The sequence below is a fragment of the Rhodopirellula baltica SH 1 genome (assembly GCF_000196115.1).
Taxonomy (GTDB): domain Bacteria; phylum Planctomycetota; class Planctomycetia; order Pirellulales; family Pirellulaceae; genus Rhodopirellula; species Rhodopirellula baltica.
The window spans coordinates 4,983,803-5,002,161 of sequence record NC_005027.1 but is presented as its reverse complement, the minus strand read 5'-3'; the positions used below and the strand labels follow the sequence as shown (position 1 = coordinate 5,002,161).

The following is an 18,359-nucleotide window of genomic DNA, read 5'->3' as shown; positions in this document are numbered from 1 at the left end:
GAATGTAGGATGGACTTCCAAGTCCGTCCAAAGCAGCCGCCACCGACGGACTTGGAAGTCCATCGTACGGTTGGCCGACTTCTTTGGAGATCAGCCGGCGTTGGTGTAGTAGCCAGGGTCGTCCTTGTTGTCGCCGTCGAAGTCTCCGACGATCGGTTGCGAATCAGCGGACTCTCGCATCACGACGATGCGTTTGTCATTGGCTGTCAGCTTGCGGTCGCCATCGCTGTCGATGATCCACACATCACCTCGGACCACACCGATTTCATCGATTCCATCGCCATCGAAGTCACCGACGATGGGTTCGTCACCGGGGCGACCAAAGTTGTGAGGTTTGGTTTTGCCCGTCCAACGGCCATCGGCATCATCATCCAGCAACCATTGGCCGCCGCGGAAAACACCGATTTGGTCGATGCCATCGCCGTTCCAGTCACCCGCGATGGGTGTGTCGACTTGTTCGCCGTACTGGAAGACGTGGTCCACCGCATCCGCTAGTAGTCCGCCGTCTTCACCACGCATCAACATCCGTTGTTGGTCTTCGTTTGCGGTCGTTTCGCGTGGTACCAATTCTTCGCGAGTCAGGCCACGTCGGCGGATGTTGGCAGGGTCGGGCAAACCGGGGTCACGTCGAATCCGAGCCCAGTCGTTTTCCCAACGACGCCCGAAAATCCCGATGTCGTCTTTGCCGTCTCCGTCCCAGTCACCCACCACGGGACGATCGAGTTCGGTTCCCAGGCGGACCCACATGTCGCCAGCGTCCCACTGTCCATTGCCGTTGAGATCAACGAACCATTGACCACCGATGTAAAGGACGGCTTCGTCAACGCCGTCACCATTGAAGTCACCGGTGAGCGCCGTGGCGTCGGGGTGTCCCATTTGGATGTGGGAACCCGTTTCAGGTTGCGATGCCAGCGTTCGAATCGTCGGAGTTTGGATGTGCCAAAGCCCCGCCATCAAATCGTTTCGCAACAAAGAACTGGGCAGCTTGCCTTTTCGATCGCCATCTTCTTCGGCATCGCCGTCGATCCCCAATCGATAATTGGCAGGTCGAATCAGATCACCGTCGCCCGAAAACTCATCTGCTTGGACGATTGCCGAATCGGCACCATCGCCGCGAGGGAAGCCACCGTTGATCACGCTGAGGTGCCAACTGACCTGCCATTCATCGGCGAAGAAAAATTGCTGATTGGGATCCAAGTGGATTCCAAATGCCATCGGTCGGATTGGAGTCTCGAACGTCTCGATGGGCGCCAAAGGGCGAGTGACTGGATCCGGCGTTGGGTATTCTGGCGGTGGGAAGACTGGCGGATCTTCGATTGCAATCTCGCTGAAGTTGTTGTTGGCGCTGGTTTGCCCCGCACCCACAAACAGTTGCAAAATCGCGTCGAACTTTGGATCGGTTGATGCATCAGCCATCAAGTTCTGAACGGATGTTGGGAACGTCAGCGTTCCTTCACCACCGTTGGACACAAAGTCAGCAACATTGATCGCCAAACCACCGAGTGTTCCTGGGGTATCGAGCGAATCGATGAAGCCCGCCGGTTGGACTTGATAGACCGAGTAAACCGTTTCAGGACGTAAGCCGCTGAAGATGTAATAACCATTTTCGTCGGTGGTGACGCGAATGGTTTCGGTTCCATACGTTCCCGCCAAGGCTCCGGTCGAGCTATCAACGGGGCGCCCCAACACGTTTCGCAATTCGAGCGTGACGCCGGACAAACGGGTGTCGTCGTCGGTCAGTTCACCGTCGCGGTACTTTCGCAAATCTTCCGGGCTGGGGGCCGCAACGAGCACCAAGTTTTCGCCGTCTTGGAAGACGTAACCTGAAATCGTTGCCGGCGGCAGTTCCGGGAAGTCATAACCGATCGCGTTGATTCCACCTGGAATGGTGATCTCGCCGATCACGTCATTGCGAAGGATGCGGCCACCGAAGTCGCCGACAACCTGGCCGCCTTGGAAATACCCATCGGGTTGTGATTCATGCACCGAGTAGGTTCCCGGTGGCAAGGAATCAAACGTGTAGCGACCTTCGTTGTCGGTTTGTGTCGTCGCGATGACCTGATCGGTCTCGTCACGCAATTCAATGATCACGTTGGCAAGCGGAGTCTCACCATCGTCAAAGACACTGTTGCGAACGGTGTCCGCCCAAACCATCCCGGAGATTGTGCTGGGCAGGACTTCGCAGAAGTCGTAGTCGGTCAGTGTCTGGCCCCAACCAATCGGGATCGTTGAGATCACATCGTCAATGCTGTCGTCGCCGCCCGCGCTGCCGGCCATCTGGCTGCCTTGGTAGTAGCCTTCGGGCTGCGTTTCGCGAACGGTGTAAGAACCGGCTTGCAGGTTTCCAAAGTGATAGGAGCCGTCTGCGCTGGTCGTGGTCGTCGCAACCAGTTCATCGGCCGAGTTGAACAGCTCGATCAAGACGCCACCCAGACCGGGTTCGTCGTGGTCTTGGAAGCAGTCGGCATCTTTGTCGACATAGACAACACCAGACAGCTCCGATGGCAAACGCTCGCAGAAGTCGTAATCGGTGAGCGTTACACCCCAGCCGATGTCGATGGTTGAGATCACGTCGGCGACGCTATCATCGCCACCGCCCGATCCCGCCATCTGGCCACCGTGGAAGTAGCCTTCGGGTTGCGTTTCGCGAACGGTGTAGACGCCCGATTTCAAGTTGCCAAAGTGATAGGCACCGTTGGCGTCGGTGGTTGTGCTGCCGACCAAGGCACCGTTTTCATCGAACAGTTCGACGATCACGCCGGCCAGACCGATTTCATCCGCGTCGCGGAAGCAATCCGCATCTTTGTCGACATACACGATGCCGGATAATTCGGATGGCAACAGTTCGCAGAAGTTGTACTGGGTCAGGGTTTCTCCCCAGCCCATGTCGATGGTCGAAATCACATCGGCTTGCGAGTCGTTGCCACCGTGGCTGCCTGCTTTCTGGCCGCCGTGGAAATAGCCGCTCGGCTGGATTTCACGAACGGTATAGAAGCCCGCTGGCAAGAAAGTGAATTTGTAGGATCCCGAGGCATCGGTCAGCGTGGTGGCAATGACGTCGCCAGCTTCGTTGACCAATTCGATGCGAACGCCCGATAGACCTTCTTCGCCAGGATCGCGGAAACAGTCGGCGTCACGATCGACATACACGATCCCGGAGATTTCCGAGGGTGGTCGTTCGCAGAAGTCGTAGTCCACCGCGACTTCGCCCGACGTCAACGTGATCGAACCAATGCGGCTGCCGTTTTCGCTGACGCCGCCAGCCGATCCGGGTTTGGCTCCACCTTCGAAGTAGCCTTCCGGTTGCGTTTCGATGACGGAGTAGTTGCCGGGAATCAGATCGGTGAAGTAGTAGCGACCGTCGGCGTCCGTTGTCGTTTGCGCGACTTGATTGCCGCTATCGTCGACCAACGTGATGGTCACGCCTTCTAGGACTGGTTCGTCATCGTCCTTGAAACAGTCTTCGTCGAAGTCAACGTGCACGCGTCCACTCAGTGAAGCGAGTTGGCGCTCACCGAAATCATAGTTGACGCCGTGCAGCCCCTGACGCAGCGTGATGCTGACGAAGCTGTCTGAATCTGACCCCAAACCACCAACGGTGGTTCCGTTGATTTGACCGACCGAGTCAATGCCGTCGATGTAGCCGAGCGGCTGTGTTTCGATGATGCGGTAGGTGTCCGCCGCCAAACCGCTGAATTTGTACGCGCCATCGGGACCGGTGACGGTGGTGGCGACAACGTTTCCGTCCGAACCCACCAGCACCAATTGGGTGCCGGGGATGGCTTCTTCACCGGCGTCTCGAGTTCCATCGTTGTCGCGGTCATGATAGACCTCACCGGACAGTGATCCTGGTGCGGCTTCGCAGAAGTTGTACTCGTGACCTTCGCCGCCGGGTGGCAACGCGACGTTGGTGATTCGGCCGCCGTCGACGGATCCACCCACGGGCACGAAGATGTTCGAAGCGATCGTGCGAATTTCTCCAGGATGTGACCCGCCGTCCAGCAAGCCATCGGGAGTGATTTCGACGATCTCGTAAACACCTGTGCGAAGATCATCGAAGAGGTAGCTGCCGTCCGCACCGGTTCGCGTCGTCGCGACCAATTTGCCTTGTTCGTCGATCAAACGAACTTCGACATTTTGCAAAGGCGTGCTGTCGCCTTCGTCATGATCGCCATCGCAGTCGGCACCCGGAGCGGCCAAGTAGACAAAGCCGCCGATCGATCCCAGCGGGACTTCGCCAAAGTTGTACTCCACCCCGACATCACCGCCACCGAGAACGATGTCGCGAATTTCGTCGCCGGGGTTGATCGCCGAACCAACGACTTGGCCATCGATGGTACCGGCGGCGTCTTTACCGTCTTCTAAATCGGCGGGCTGGTCGACTTCGACGATGCGATAGCGACCCGGCATCAAGTTCGTGAATTGGTACGAACCGTCCGCGTTGGTTTTGGTCTCGAGCTGGTTCTGTGGCGCGATCGTGTCGACGGGGATCAATCGAACGGTGACGCCACCGAGGCCCACTTCGCCGGCGTCTTTGGTTCCGGAGTCGTTGTCATCTCGGTAGACAAAACCCCCGATCGAGGCGGGGATTGGGGTTTGCGTCGCAGTTCCGACCGCGGCGGCGGATCGGTTGGGGCGACTGTCGATGTCGGTGCCTTCGTCCGGCGGCAAATCCAAACCGTAGTCTCGGGCTGGATCCCCGAAGTCGTTCAAGAAGATCGCGTCGGCTTCGGCAGCGTAGTAGTCCGGAGCTTCGAAGAGGGCTTCCAAAATTGAATCTTGAAACTCTTGCCCCGACGTGATCACGTCGAGTCGTTGGTTGAACTCTTCCAGGTCGGGAAGGTTGCGCAGCACTTCGTCCACGTCGATCGTGAACTCCAAGCGATCGCCAGCGCTGAAGCCACGAAAGTTCAGCTTCAAAACTTGTCCACCATCGTCCACCGTTGCGGTCACATCGGCGGGAGTCCCATCAAGGGTCTCGATTTTTTGCACCGTGAATGGATGCGCACCGTTTTTACCGCGGCCGCCCACTTCGGTATCAAAGATCGGGTCACCAACCGAAATTCCGTCGCCGTCTTTGTCCGTGCGGATGATCAATTCCGTCAGCTCGGTGCCGGGGGCTCCGCCGGTGAACGAAAGCAGAAACCGGTCACCTTTGGAGTCGCTGCCGACGTCTTGGTCGGATTCCAAGTAGTCCGTTTCCAGATAGACCAATCCCACATGGATCGGATCCGCCACCATCAAACGACGATTCTCCAGCGACTCGATGCGCATCTTCCGCCCGGTCGAAGCAGAAGTGTTGGGTGTTAGCAATCGTTCGAGACGTTTCCAGATCACGTTTGGTACCTCCTTGTACCGCACATTGATTTCAGTTGGACGCGAGGGAGTTCAGGTCAGCTGAAGGAATGGAAGGATGTGATGGGGTCGATGGGTCAGCGAGGTGTCGGTTCGCTGGCCGGGGTCGACCCGTCGTTGCCGAGTGCAATCTTGCTGTCCGCCATTGCGTTTCGATTCAAATCCCAACGCCGCAAAGTCGCGTCAAATCCGCCGGAGAACACCATGCCATCGACTGCGGCAAGCGTTGCCACTGATCCGACATGGCCTCTGAGTTGCCCGGACACATAAAGCGATCGACCGTCGTCGGCCAAGTCGACCAAGTGAATCACATCGTCGCTGCCGGCCGCCGCAATGCGATGACTGTCGACGATCGCCAACGAGAACAAGCGTCCCGAGGTGATCTTTTGTCGCGAAAGCACTTCGTTGGTCCGCGTGTCCCAGCGTAGGATCACCCCGTCTTCATCGACACTTACCAGCACGTCTGAGTTTGGCATGAACGCCAAGTCGCGAACACGTCGTTCGTGTACGTGCTGGTCCGCGATCAGTTTGCCCGTCTTGGGATTGAACAGGTGCAGGTGCCCGTCGCGACCAGCGATCGCAAGTGCTTCGGCATCGTGGCGGTAAACACAGCAACGCAGATCGTTGCAATCGCACAACAGTCGATCGTTTTGGCTTGGTTCGTTTGAAATCAAGAAGACTTCTTTATCGAATCCAACCGCAACCATTTGGTGGCCGGTCGGTGAGAAATTGACACACGCCAACGCGGGCGCGGATCCGATTTCTTGCAACACGGTGAATTGTTCGTTCCGGTCCCAGATCACCAAGCGACCATCGTTTCCAGCGGATGCTAATCTGCTTCCCGTCGCATCAAAGGCCAACGTGCGAATCATGTCGCTGTGGCCGATCGGTGATTCGCCAGAACGCTGTCCGTCGCCCAAAGTGCGGACGACTTGCAACGTTTCCTGACGAAGCAAACGAATCACATGGTCGTCGCCCGCGACAGCCAACCATTCGCCACGAGGGTCAATCGCCAGTGCGGTCACAACCACCTGTTTCACGCGGTCATCGACCGGTGGAAGACGAACCACACGCGCCGCGGGCAGGTCGTTGGCGGTGATCAATTGAGTGGGCTCGCCCACCAACTGAACGCCATTGACGCCCAACGGCGGTTCCGCCAACGCATTCCAAGCCGGTGAGGCCATGGATGCGGTTGCCAGTGCGACCAAGAGTTGACGTCGATTGATTGTGTTTCTCATTTCGTATGCCCCCGCATGACGAACCAGGGTGAGGCGACGCGTTCCTTGCGTACGCACTCCAATCGGAAGGATCGGCATGATCCGTCCAGGTCGTGAACCGAAATCCGCGCGCAGCGTGTTTCGAGATCGGAATCAGGTGGGGGGAAGGGATCGAGTCCGTATTCACTCGGTCGGGTCAAGAGCCGTTTGGCCACCTGTCATTCGGAGATACGCCACCGCCAACGGCAGACTCGCGATCGGAGTGGTGATCGCTTGGCCGATGTAGAGCAACAAAGCACCAACCGTGGACAGCAAAAAGTAGAACGTGACGACTTTCAGGCTCACCCGCCGATGCACCCACGACAATGCAAAACTTTGTTGCAGACTTTGCCCGAAAGAGGATCGGCCGTCGGCGATCAAGCAAACGCTTGGCCAAAGTAGCCACTGCAACGCGAAGATCAGAACGAAATAAACACAGCCGACGGAAAACGTACCAACCAGCGTCGCAGTTTCACGAGGAAAGGGAAGGACCAACATGAATGCGATCATGACGCCCACTCCCACCACCAGCAGCATTCCCATCATCACGGCAACGAACAACATGAACAAAGTCATGTGAAACAGCACACGCGGGGGAACGGACAGACTTCCACGAGACGGCATCGCGTCCGATCCGGGAGCGAATCGAACGGGGGTCTGGTTTCGGCCACGGCCATAGCGAGCCACGGCCAACGTCATCCTAGCCATCACGGACGTTGTGTAGGCGGTGGTCAAAATACCGACACAGACCACCATCAACGTCGCGAGAACAAAGGTCGGTATCTGAGTCGCGTCTTGTTGAGCCACGGTCCAGAGATCGCTCAGTTTGCTGCAAGGCCATGCAACCAAAACAAACCAGATCAACGTTGTCAGGCAAGACACGCTCAAAAGGACTTTCCAATTGCAGCGAAACAACTGAAGGGCCTCAAACAAAACACTCTCAACCGAGGATTCGTTAGGCTTCAACAATGAGACGGCTCGTTGCCGGTTGGCAAACGAATGCGGGTCGGCGGGGACCTGGTTGCCGGCAAACTGCAAGTCGATCAAATGCGAACAAGCAGCGCATGAGCCGCTGTGGAGCGTTTGGTTGTTCGGTTCGTCGTTGCGTGAAACAACGGGGAATTCGATCAATGCCACACAATTGGGGCAGGTCACTCGCAGTGCTTGGTCGCTCATCAGGAATTCTCAGCATTCATGCTTTGGATTCGTCCGAATCGGCCGTTTCGCGATCGCCGTCCGATGATGCCTTGCTGTTCGAACCGTTATCCGCGGCGGCGTCTTTGCTTTCCGCTTCTTCGGCGTCGACTTCTTCCGATTCGGCTAACCAAGGATTGTCCCAATCGCCAATTTGCGTCATGTAATCAGCGCAGGCCTGGCATGTTTCGCTTTCCTTTTCGATCCAATCACGTGTCTGCTGGACCAGTTCGATCTCTCGTTCCAATTCCAGTTTGCCCGTCAGCACCATGCACCGCAGGAACACGAAGTACGTGTCCAACACATCGCAGCGGCAGTAGTCACTGATCTCCTTCTGATTGCCGGCATCGTAAGACGCTTGGACCTGATCGCCACTGAGTCCCATTTTGCCGGGTTTGTTCAACGTTTGGGCGGCCAAGTTGAGCCCTCCGTTGAAGCGAGCGGCACCGAAGTTGGTCAGCAGTTCCTGCAAATCCAAGTGGGCATGCGTGCTGAACCGGTTGCGACGCGATTTGTAGCCGCTGTCGTCAAACCATTTGGGAATCGAAATTCCATACCGGAACGCTGACAGTTCCATGATTGGGATGTCAAACGATCGGCCGTTGAACGTCACCCACTGGGGCATGTTGTACATCTCCCAGCCTTGCCAGAAGTACTTGGTGATGACATGTGGGCGAAACTCGGGTTCGTCCAGCGATTTGATGTCCACCAAACGAAAGTCGGATGTGACTTTGGCGACCACAACCGCGATGGGAACCTGAAAAGTGTGGGGGATAAACGTCGATCCGGTTTGTTCCAATCGTTCGGCTTGATACTTCGCAATGGCCTCGTCCGGGGACAAGTCTTCACCCGAGTAGCGGACGCGCGAGATGAGATCGCCATCGGCGATGCTTTCGACGTCAAAGATCAGGTGTGAGACTGAGTCACTCATGGTGCTTCCTTTTCAACGATTGCCCGTGACCGGATGGGCCGAGATTGCCTTCGTCGCGGGACATTTTGATCGGTGCAAACAAACTACCACAGACTCACCGAGATTGGGTGTTTCCAGCTGTGGATGAATCGCATCGATCGAGGCGAATTCAGAGCACTAAAAAGGTGAAACCGGCGATCACGGCGGCTTCGGCCAGCACACCTTTCGCGAATTCATGCCGGGTGCCATCGGTATGCAATGGTTCGATCGGGCATGCGTAACGTTGGCAAGTCTTGCAGTCGCCTGCTGAGTTGACGCACTGACAATGCGGTTCGCTACCCATTCGATACGGCCAAACGGCGGTGTTGGTGAGGAACCAGAACGTGGAGACCGCGTTGGTCAAACAGCCGTGTCCATTTCCGCAGCGTTCCAAATTTCGTTCTTCAAAGTGCAATGGTTGATGGAAGAAACAAACCGGGTAACGATCGTAAGTTGGGATTTCATACCAATCGCTTTCGATCACGTGCGATGCCATTGGTGTGAGCAATTCCGCTGCGTGGTTTTCCGGAAACGCCCCCGCGACATCCGCCTGAACCACGCGAATTTCGCGAATGGGTTTTTCGAGTGCCGCAAATCGCGACTGCAGCCTTTTCGCGGCGCGTTGCTGCGGGTCCGTTTGGGTGGCGTCTGATGAGGATGCTCGGTCGGTCAATTGGTGCGAGACCGTTTGGGCGGCTTGCGTGTGGCTTGAATCGCCCTGCAGCATGGTTCGAAACGTGGCGGACTGTGTTGCGGGTGCCAATGACACCGAGTGCGATTGTTGGGCGTTCGCTGTCGCTGAGACGAAAGCAGAACAACCGAGCACCAGCAGCGCGATTCGCCAGGCACGACCGATCCAGAGTGGTCGAGAAACATCGGCGAAGATGATTGCGGTCGATCGCGATTGAGCCATCATTGCTTGGGTGAAGTTCATAGCTTCGCTTCAATTTGCGTCCAGTTCCGGAGGGAACTCACGCAGGTCCCTCATGGTCTGAATCGGCGGAACCCGTTCCTTTCCCCATTTTGATCGCAACAACCGCTAAACCGGGGAGAATCGTTGCAATCGGAACACCTTAACGTTGCGATTTGGGCGGTTTCTTCCACCAGAACCAGTTCTTCGGTGGGGACGAGGCTTTTGAATGTTCCTGAAGCAAGTGCGGATTAGAATATTTCTTCGCGAAATCGTCTCGATACACGTTCGTCACTCGGTCACCAAAGCCTCCTGAATCATGCGATTTCTCCAGTCCAAATTGGCTCGCGATTGGAGGCCGAAGGCGTCGCGAATTTGGTCGCGTTCGTGGGCAAAATGGACTCGAGCCGATGCCGCCGAAGTCAGGCCGCCGGCCCGGTTTGTTCCCAGCATTCGTCCGCTTGAGAAACGATTGGTTCTCAATGCGACTGCCGAGTTGACCGCGTTGGGTGAATTGTTGGTTCAAGGGGACGCGGGGTTTGACACCATCGAATCATCGCTCACTCCGGGCGGCGAACTTCAGTTCACAGATTCGGTAACCGGCATCATCCCCATCACGATTGGCCAAGACGTGATTGGCAATCCGATTCAGGTCGATTCAATCGGCGTCGACGCTATCACCGGTGGCCGCGTTCGAGTGAACTTGGGGGCTGGCAACGATTCGTTGCTCTTGCGATTGCCTGATGGTTTGGATGCGACCGTTCGCGGCGGGCTCGGAAACGACAGCGTGGATGTCGAAGTGCTTTCGCCATCAACCATAGGAAACAATGTCGACGTATCGGCGGAGATGATCTCGGTCCGCGGGAACGCAACGACATCATTCGCGTTGTTGCCTGAGTTGGGGATGTCGGTCGTCAACATCAACGAACTGACCACCGAGGATGTCGGACGCGTCGACTTGGGAGAAGCAACCACCACGGTTCAGGACCGAGTGCAATTGATCGGGCTGCAAGACGATCTGGTTTTGGAATCGCATTTGACCACGCCGGTGTTGGAAGTCACTGGTCAAGGTGCGGTTCGTCAGTTGGCGACCAGTACTTTGGTGGTCGACGACTTAGATGTAACCGCGGATGCGGAAGTGACGTTGAATCAATCCGGCAACCAAATTTCCAACGTCCGAATACTCACGACCAATGCAGATGTGCAATTGGTCAGCCAGTCTGATTTGATTGTGGAGCAGATCGATGCCGGCGACGCGCGAGTCGAGGTGTTTGCGAATTCAATCAACGATTCCGCCGTGGACAATTTGGCTGATTTTATTGCAGACGATCTTCTTCTTGAAGCAAACGACGGCATCGGCAACATACGAGAGTTGGAGTTGCAATCGGTGACTCAATTGGACGTTGATGCCGGTGATGGAAACGTGGACTTGGTTTGGTTGGCGGTGGACGAACCGGTGGTTGCGCGCGTCGAGTTTGGCGCGGGCGACTTTCGTTTGGAACAATTCGGTGGACTTGATCTGACTCTCGAAAAAGTAATCGTTCACCAAGGTTCCATCTGGGTTCGCAACGATGGTGATGTGATCATCAAAGACGTGATGGCCGGCGATGGGTTCGTTGACGTGCACGCTGAGGGCGATTTGATTTTGATGGATGATGAATCCGTCGAGGATGGACCCGATCGCAAGTTGGATCCCGAAGTCGTGGCACTTGGGACCGACGGCCGAGTGCGGTTGTCATCCTCACAACGGATTGTGGCGTTGGATGATGTGCAGATCCAAGCGGCATCCATTGAAGCCGGCGCGGTGACACTTTCTGCACCCGCGATCGAACTCGGTCGGCAATTCGAAATCAATACCGGGGATGGCGTCGGAATCGCGAGACAATTCACACCGCGACCGGTACTCGATCCCGAAGACCTTGTTCCACCCAATCCCGATTTGCCGCCCCGTCCGGCTGCTCCTCCGGTTGCGCCGGAACCTGGTGAATTGACCGAAGCGTTCTATCAGCATGACTCCATTCGCACGAACATCCTGTCACAGTTTGATGTCAATGACGCCGAGGGAATTCTGTCGGTCAATCTCGGAACCGAAGGTGAAAACGGTTTGACATTGATTGTTGACTGGGGAGCCGAAACGGAACGGTTCCAACGTGTCGAAAATCTTCCTGGATCGTTTCAAACGACCAGTGTCAGCCATGTGTATTTAGAAAACGATATTCTCGAATCGACATTGAATGGACGCGGAAGTGCCACCGACCCGTTGAACGTTTTGTTTGCGGTGGAGCATCATGAATCGATCCAGTTGATCGGCGAATCCATCACGCAACCCAACACGGACGGACTTCTCGTTTCGTTGGATGTTCCCGGAAGCGTGATTTCATCAACGGACAATCCTTTGACACAAACCTCAGCTGGTCCGATTCTGGAATCAGGGGCAGCGTTCTTTGTCATTCCACGCGTGAATGTTCCGCTTGCTTTTTTGCCTGTCCGAGATGTGATTCCCGAGCCGGTTGATCCGGTGACCCCCGTCGTGATAACGACCACCACAACGCTCACGAGCGTGACGTTTGAAACGTCCGAAGCTTCGTCCAGTCCAACAGCGATTCGGGAGGAGTTCTTTCAGCTTCGTGCTCTTTCGCCCGATCCCGAAGCGGCGGATCTGATCGAACCGGTGCGTTTGCCGGACCGATCCTTGGAAAGTGATTCCTTGAACCGACTCTTTTCGAAACTTCCCGATGGCGAGTACGAAATTCAATATGTGATTGGCGAGTCGGATGAACGCACGATTCTGCAGGTTGAACTGAGAGATGGACGTCCGATTCAAACCGGTGATGACTTGGAAGCGGGAACGCTGCGTTTGATTCCGCTCGACTTAGAAGAGTTGGATTCGGATCAACTCCCAAACAAGGAGCCTGATCGTGACGAATGATAAAGATCGACAAGGCGAACCAGATCACGGTTTACCGGAGGATGAGAATGCGACCGAAAACCATTTCAGTTTGGATGAGACGGTTGAGGAAACCGATTCGATTGAACGAAACGATCATCGCGGGCTGAGCGAAACGGTCGATCATGTCGACTTGTATGCAACCTTGGACGAAGGCAATATCATTCCGGTCGCTCCTTCAAACGATCCGGATGCGACGGTCGCTGATTTGGACAAAACCGTCGAGGAAACCGACCAGACGGTGCAAGATACCGATCAAACCATCATTGAAAATTCCCTGACCGTAACGGACGCCGATGCAACGATTGCGGATGCGTCTTCGACGGTTTCAGATGTGAATGAAACGGTCGCGGAAGACGCTGACTTTGACCCAGATGAAACGCTGCTTGAGGCGGACCAAACGGTATCGGACTCCAATGTCACGGTTGTCGACGAAACATTGAACGATGTCGACGCAACCGTCCAAGAGTCGGACCTGACCGTGGTGGAAACAGAGGCCACCGTTGATCTCAATGCGACGTTGGATGAAACGGCGGAAAAAACGATCCCCACCATCCACGCCAATTCCAAGACTCGAGAGGATGCGAACGAGGCGACCGAGGGAACCATCCTGACCGACGAAGACATTGGTCAAACCATCAACCCTCGCGAATTGACATCCGAGGACGTGAGTTATTGGTCCAAACTGTCGCAGGAATTTCACACCGGTGCGGCGACGGTTGCGTCGTTTAGTGAGTTTGGATCGGCGGTTGCCGGTTCGTCGTTGCCTCTGCGTGGGCGGCAAGTCACGACTCCGCAGGAAAGCGAAACCGAAGCGTCGGACTACCGATTGGTTCGGTTGCTTGGCAAAGGTGGGATGGGCAATGTTTTCGTTGCTCGGCAAGGATCTTTGGATCGATTGATCGCGGTCAAGATCATCAAGCCGTTGGAAGAAGACAAACGCGACGCACTTCGGAAACAGGGGAGATTGGAGTCCACTGAGAACAGCCGGCGTCAGCAGTTCTTGACCGAAGCGGTGATCACCGGCGACTTGGATCACCCCAACATCGTTCCCATTCACGACGTTGCGGTGACTGGTGAGAACACTTTGTTCTACGCCATGAAACGTGTCGTCGGCACGCCTTGGAACAAAATCATCGGCGAGAAGTCGCGGGATGAGAATCTCGAGATTCTCATCAAAGTGGCCGACGCAATCGCGTTCGCTCACACGCGAGGGATCATTCACCGAGACATCAAACCAGAAAACGTGATGTTAGGTGACTTTGGTGTCGTGATGGTGATGGATTGGGGAATCGCGTTGGCGATGCCTCAGTTTGAAAAACTCAATTCAATCACACCCGCGAAAGGATTGGGTGGCACACCATCGTTCATGGCGCCTGAAATGGCGACGGGACCGTTAGAGGCGATCGGTCCAGCGGCGGATATCTATTTGCTCGGCGCAACGCTGTTCATGATCGTCACCGGCAAGGCGCCGCACCACGCAAAGAATGTTCGAGAGTGTTTGCGAGCGGTCGCGACCAACGAAATTCGCGAAGTGGACCCACGGCACGAAGGCGAACTGCTCAACATTGCTCGCAAAGCGATGGCGACTCGCATCGAAGACCGCTATTCGAGCGTGATCGAGTTCCAAGAAGCCATTCGCGAATACCGATCGCACTCCGAAAGCATCTCGTTGGCGGCCAGGGCGACAGATGATCTGAACAAGGCCGAGCAGACGCTTTCGTACACGTTGTTCTCACGAGCGACGTTTGGGTTTGAGGAAGCACTTCATCTGTGGGATGGAAACCAAACAGCGCGAGAGGGCATCGCTCGGGCGCGGTTGGCTCACGCTTCCGCAGCTCATGACAACAAAGACTTTGATCTTGGTTTGTCGTTGCTGAAACCGGATGGCTTGTTGCTGCATGATTCGCCCGAGCACGAAACCCTGGCGACGAAGCTGGAACAATCCATTCAGGATCGCAAGGCTCGTGAGTCGCGGTTCAAGTTCTTGAAGCGTGCCGTCGCTGCGATGTTGTTGTTCATCTTTGTCGGCGGTGCGTTCGCATTGGTGACGATCAACGCGAAAGAACAAGAGGCACGGCAATTTGCAGAGAATGCGGAGCTGAGACGCAAGGAAGCTGAGGAGCAAAGGAAAATCGCAGAAGGTGCGACCAAACAAGCGAGAAACAATTTGCAATTGGCCGAGGATAACTTGGATCGCGCTCTGGCTGGGGAAGAGTTAGCGAAAAAAAACGCGGAGAAGGCGGACGCGAATGCAAAGGAAGCCGTCGAAAACGCGAAGCTCGCTGTTAAGAATGCGAAGGAAGCGGAACGCAACGAAAAACGCGCCGAGTTAAATGCAGAGGAGGCTCGCATCAGTGCAAACGCCGCCCTGGTTGCTCAGGAGAAGGCCGAGATCGCTCGAGCCGAGGCGGAATATGAGTCGTATGTTTCGCAGATCGGGCTGGCCAAAGCGCGTGTGGATCGGAACGAGTTCTCCGACGCTCGACGGATTCTTTCGGAGTTGACCGAAGACTATCGACAGCGGTTTCCCAACGATCCATTACCGTGGGAACTGCGCTGGTTGTCAGCGACCGTTCATCAATCCAAAACAGTCGCTTCGCTACCTGTGATCGCGGATCAATTGTTGTTGGCTCAGGCTCCAACGAGTGAGTCTCGGCGTGGTTTGATTGTTCAAGATAATGGGAAGATTGCGACGTTTTCTCTTGCCAATACTGGTCGATTGGCGATGGCGGAAGCATGGAGCGATCCCAATGGTGGATTCGTCACGGCTGCGGCGATGAATGAATCAGGTGAACAAGTTGCACTCGGAATGCTCGACGGAAAAATCGAAATTTGGAACGAGGATTTGTCCGTTCGCGTTTCACGATTGCCGGCGCACGACGGACCGGTTAGCGATCTTGGTTTTGCCGACTCGAATACTTTGGTTTCGTCATCCACAGATCGCACCATTCGGCTTTGGAACTTGAATTCGAGAAATGAAAGCGACATTCCTGCTTACAGCGAACACTGGCACGTCGGTCCGGTCACGCAGGTCGCTGCTGTTCGCGATGGTGAAACGGTTTGGGTTTCTGCGGCGGTAAACGATTCGGCACGTGGCCGTGTGGCGGTTTGGAACATCGGTGTCAATCGAGACGGAGCGGGGACGCGGGTTGGCCGTTTCATGCAGCATGATTCGGAGGTCTCTGCGTTGTCGGCTTGGATGGAGGATGACTCTCCCGTGTTCGCAAGCGGTGACACCGATGGGAATGTTTTCGTTTGGGGGCAAGGCGATTTGGTTGATGCGGATCCGAAAAAAAGCATTGAAAGTGCGGTTCAGGATTTGGCTTCGGTTGATGCATCTAATACCCGCATTGATGAACCCAAAGCGTCAGCCGAACCCGCACCAATTCATCGTGGCGGGGTGCAGGCCATTCGTTATGACAAAACGATCGATCGCCTGATCACCGCTGGCAAGGATTACGTGGTGCGAACTTGGAAGCTCGCAGACATTCCGCACGAGGCTGAACTCGGGCCATGGGCTCGCGAACGATCTTTGCGAGGTCACGGGGGTGCGGTGAAGGCAGCTGTGTTTGTTCCTGCATCAGGTGGGGACGTGCTGTCTTTGGGCGACGATCAAACGCTTCGATATTGGGAATCGGAAACGGGTCGGTTGGACAGCAGATTGGAAGAGGATCTCACTTCCGCTCGGGCATCGAGCAATCAAGATTTAGCGGCGGATGGTTTGGACGCCTTCGAAACGGCCGCTCATGACGATGAAATTTGGTCGGCCCGATTCAGCCCCGATGGAACGAAGGTCGTGACATCCAGTCGCGATCACACGGCGCGAGTGTTGTCGATAGATCCCGGCACCTCCCGCTTCGACACGCGACTGACGATCTCATCGGATCAGTCGTCGTCGGAGGAAGATGGTGGAACACTGGAAGAAGGCAGCGCGTTCGGTGCAATGTCCATGCGAATGGACCCTGTGCATCGCCGGTTGTTCCTCGGCAATGCCGACGCGACGGTCCGCATTTGGGACATCGATCGTGGGACAGAACTCGGCAGCGTTCGTGGCACGGGGCTGAACGATGTGTTGGCGGTTTCGAAAGATGGAAGTCTTCTTGCTACCGGTTCCAGTTCCGCCGAATCGGATGTTTTGGTCTGGAAGTTGGACCCGTCCAAGCAAGTCTCTCCTCGGTTACTGCATCGTTTGAATGGGCATGAAGAATCCGTCGCCGCATTGGCGATTTCTCCTGATAGCCAGTGGTTGTTCAGCGGTGATCGAGCGGGCCGAGGCCGTGTATGGGATTTGCAAACAGGTGAGCCGGTTGGCGAACCAATCGACGATCTTCTTGGCTTTCGCATCAACACGGCTTCGTTCGCCGGTGATTCAAAAAGTGTTTGGGTTGGATCAGACAATCAGTCGTTGATGCGTTGGCGTTGGTCTGACAGGACTTGGGTGGACCGCCATGACACCAATGGTTTCGTGATGAATCTTGTCGTCTCACCCGATGGGCGGCAGGCGATCACAATCGATCAATCGAAGCGAACCGACCGAACGATTTCCAATGTGACCTGGTGGGATCTTTCCAATGGCAAACAACAGCGGTTGCTTTCGGAAACATTCTCGAATGATCAGACCAGTGCCTTTGGTGGTCGTCCCAACTTTGGCGGAGCGGCTTTCTCCACTGATGGTCGATTAGCTCGTTTGGTCGTGACTCCGGCTGGCGGACGATCCAGTCGCGTTGAGACTTGGGATCTGTCCGGTAACGTTGGGACGGCGAAGCGAGTCGCGGCAGTTGAGTTGCCAGAACGCATTGGGGAGTGCACGGCGGTGGCGTCGCTGCAAGGTGCCCGTTTTGTGACCATGCATGGCAATGCGGCGTTTCGATGGGACGGGGACTCCAACACCCATTTAATGAGCTATCGAGCTCACGGTGCGGTCACGCGAGCCACATTTGCCGGGGGTGATCGCCGGGTAATCACAGCCAGTCGCAGTGTCAAAGTTTGGGACGCGGAGTCGGGAAAGACAGTCGGCAAATTGGAGTCGCCTCATGAGGGCACCGTTCGTGCGATTGCAATTTCACCGAAGGAAACGTTTCGCTTGGTGACCGGCGGCGACGATTCGCGAGTTCGTGTTTGGGACTTCGATGAAGAAACCGGATCATTCCAGTCCGTTCGTCAGTGGAACGATCCGATCTTGCAAGGTGGGATCGCTTCGTTGGATTTCAGCCCGGATGGTTCGTGCTTGCTGGCGACGACCAATCAAGGTGCGGCAACGTTGATGCGGATGGACGGGAAGGCGACGCTCAATCTGGTGGCGGATCCGTCGCTGGGTAAACTGAACGTCGGTCGCTTTTCCAATGATTCAAGATGGGTCGCGGTCGGTGGATCCGACAACGTCGCGAGGATGTGGGATGTGTCGAAGTGGTTCAAAAACCCGAGGCTGGGAGGGGCTGATATGAAGGCGCCGATCCAGCTAATTGGGCATGCGGAACCGATTGCCGATTTAGCCGTGCTGTCCAATCCGCTTCGGTTGTTTACAGCTAGCGAAGATCGATCGGTGAGAGTTTGGGATCCGATTGCTCAAGGAGCGAATCATGACGAGCAAGCGAGATTCGGACGAGAGCTGCTAGAGCTGCGTGGTCACAAAAATGCATTGTCCGCGTTGGATTTGACCGACAAGGGTGATCTGATGATGACGGCATCCGAAGACGGCACCGTGCGGTTGTGGCCGGCGATGGTGGATCCTGACTGATGACCAAG

Annotated in this window: 7 protein-coding genes; 2 read left to right on the top strand and 5 right to left on the bottom strand. The window is 55.8% G+C overall.

Going from position 1 to position 18,359, the window contains the following annotated elements; translation table 11 throughout:
- Window positions 1–90 precede the first annotated feature (90 nt).
- The 5 genes from RB_RS19095 to RB_RS19075 form a co-directional block, all read right to left on the bottom strand.
- A complete protein-coding gene (locus RB_RS19095; protein WP_423816383.1) occupies window positions 91–5,274 on the bottom strand; it encodes an MSCRAMM family protein in 5,184 nt (1,727 codons plus the stop codon).
- Between the two features lie 158 nt (window positions 5,275–5,432).
- Window positions 5,433–6,593: a WD40 repeat domain-containing protein gene (locus RB_RS19090; protein WP_231845791.1), complete on the bottom strand. Its 1,161-nt coding sequence runs from the start codon at window positions 6,591–6,593 to the stop codon at window positions 5,433–5,435.
- Window positions 6,594–6,755: 162 nt separating this feature from the next.
- A complete protein-coding gene (locus tag RB_RS19085) occupies window positions 6,756–7,787 on the bottom strand; it encodes a hypothetical protein (protein ID WP_011122245.1) in 1,032 nt (343 codons plus the stop codon).
- 16 nt (window positions 7,788–7,803) lie between these two features.
- Window positions 7,804–8,736 carry a 3'-5' exonuclease gene (locus tag RB_RS19080; RefSeq protein WP_011122244.1) on the bottom strand — a complete coding sequence of 311 codons (933 nt, stop codon included), beginning with the start codon at window positions 8,734–8,736 and terminating at the stop codon, window positions 7,804–7,806.
- Window positions 8,737–8,884: 148 nt separating this feature from the next.
- Complete coding sequence (locus tag RB_RS19075) at window positions 8,885–9,688, bottom strand: hypothetical protein (protein ID WP_011122243.1); 804 nt, start codon at window positions 9,686–9,688, stop codon at window positions 8,885–8,887.
- A 295-nt stretch (window positions 9,689–9,983) separates the two neighbouring features.
- Here RB_RS19075 and RB_RS19070 point away from each other — a divergent pair, with 295 nt between their 5' ends.
- Window positions 9,984–12,593, top strand: a complete 2,610-nt coding sequence (locus RB_RS19070) for a hypothetical protein (protein ID WP_011122241.1) — start codon at window positions 9,984–9,986, stop codon at window positions 12,591–12,593.
- Window positions 12,583–18,351 (top strand): protein kinase domain-containing protein, encoded by a 5,769-nt coding sequence (locus tag RB_RS19065; protein ID WP_011122240.1) that lies wholly within the window; start codon window positions 12,583–12,585, stop codon window positions 18,349–18,351. Before RB_RS19070 ends, RB_RS19065 begins: the two co-directional genes overlap by 11 nt.
- Window positions 18,352–18,359: the final 8 nt, after the last annotated feature.

Bases quoted from the DNA above. Each gene is read 5' to 3' on its own strand.
- RB_RS19095 (WP_423816383.1), bottom strand. From the start codon at position 5,274: ATGCGCATCGAGTCGCTGGAGAATCGTCGTTTGATGGTGGCGGATCCG.
- RB_RS19090 (WP_231845791.1), bottom strand. From the start codon at position 6,593: ATGAGAAACACAATCAATCGACGTCAACTCTTGGTCGCACTGGCAACC.
- RB_RS19085 (WP_011122245.1), bottom strand. From the start codon at position 7,787: ATGAGCGACCAAGCACTGCGAGTGACCTGCCCCAATTGTGTGGCATTG.
- RB_RS19080 (WP_011122244.1), bottom strand. From the start codon at position 8,736: ATGAGTGACTCAGTCTCACACCTGATCTTTGACGTCGAAAGCATCGCC.
- RB_RS19075 (WP_011122243.1), bottom strand. From the start codon at position 9,688: ATGAACTTCACCCAAGCAATGATGGCTCAATCGCGATCGACCGCAATC.
- RB_RS19070 (WP_011122241.1), top strand. From the start codon at position 9,984: ATGCGATTTCTCCAGTCCAAATTGGCTCGCGATTGGAGGCCGAAGGCG.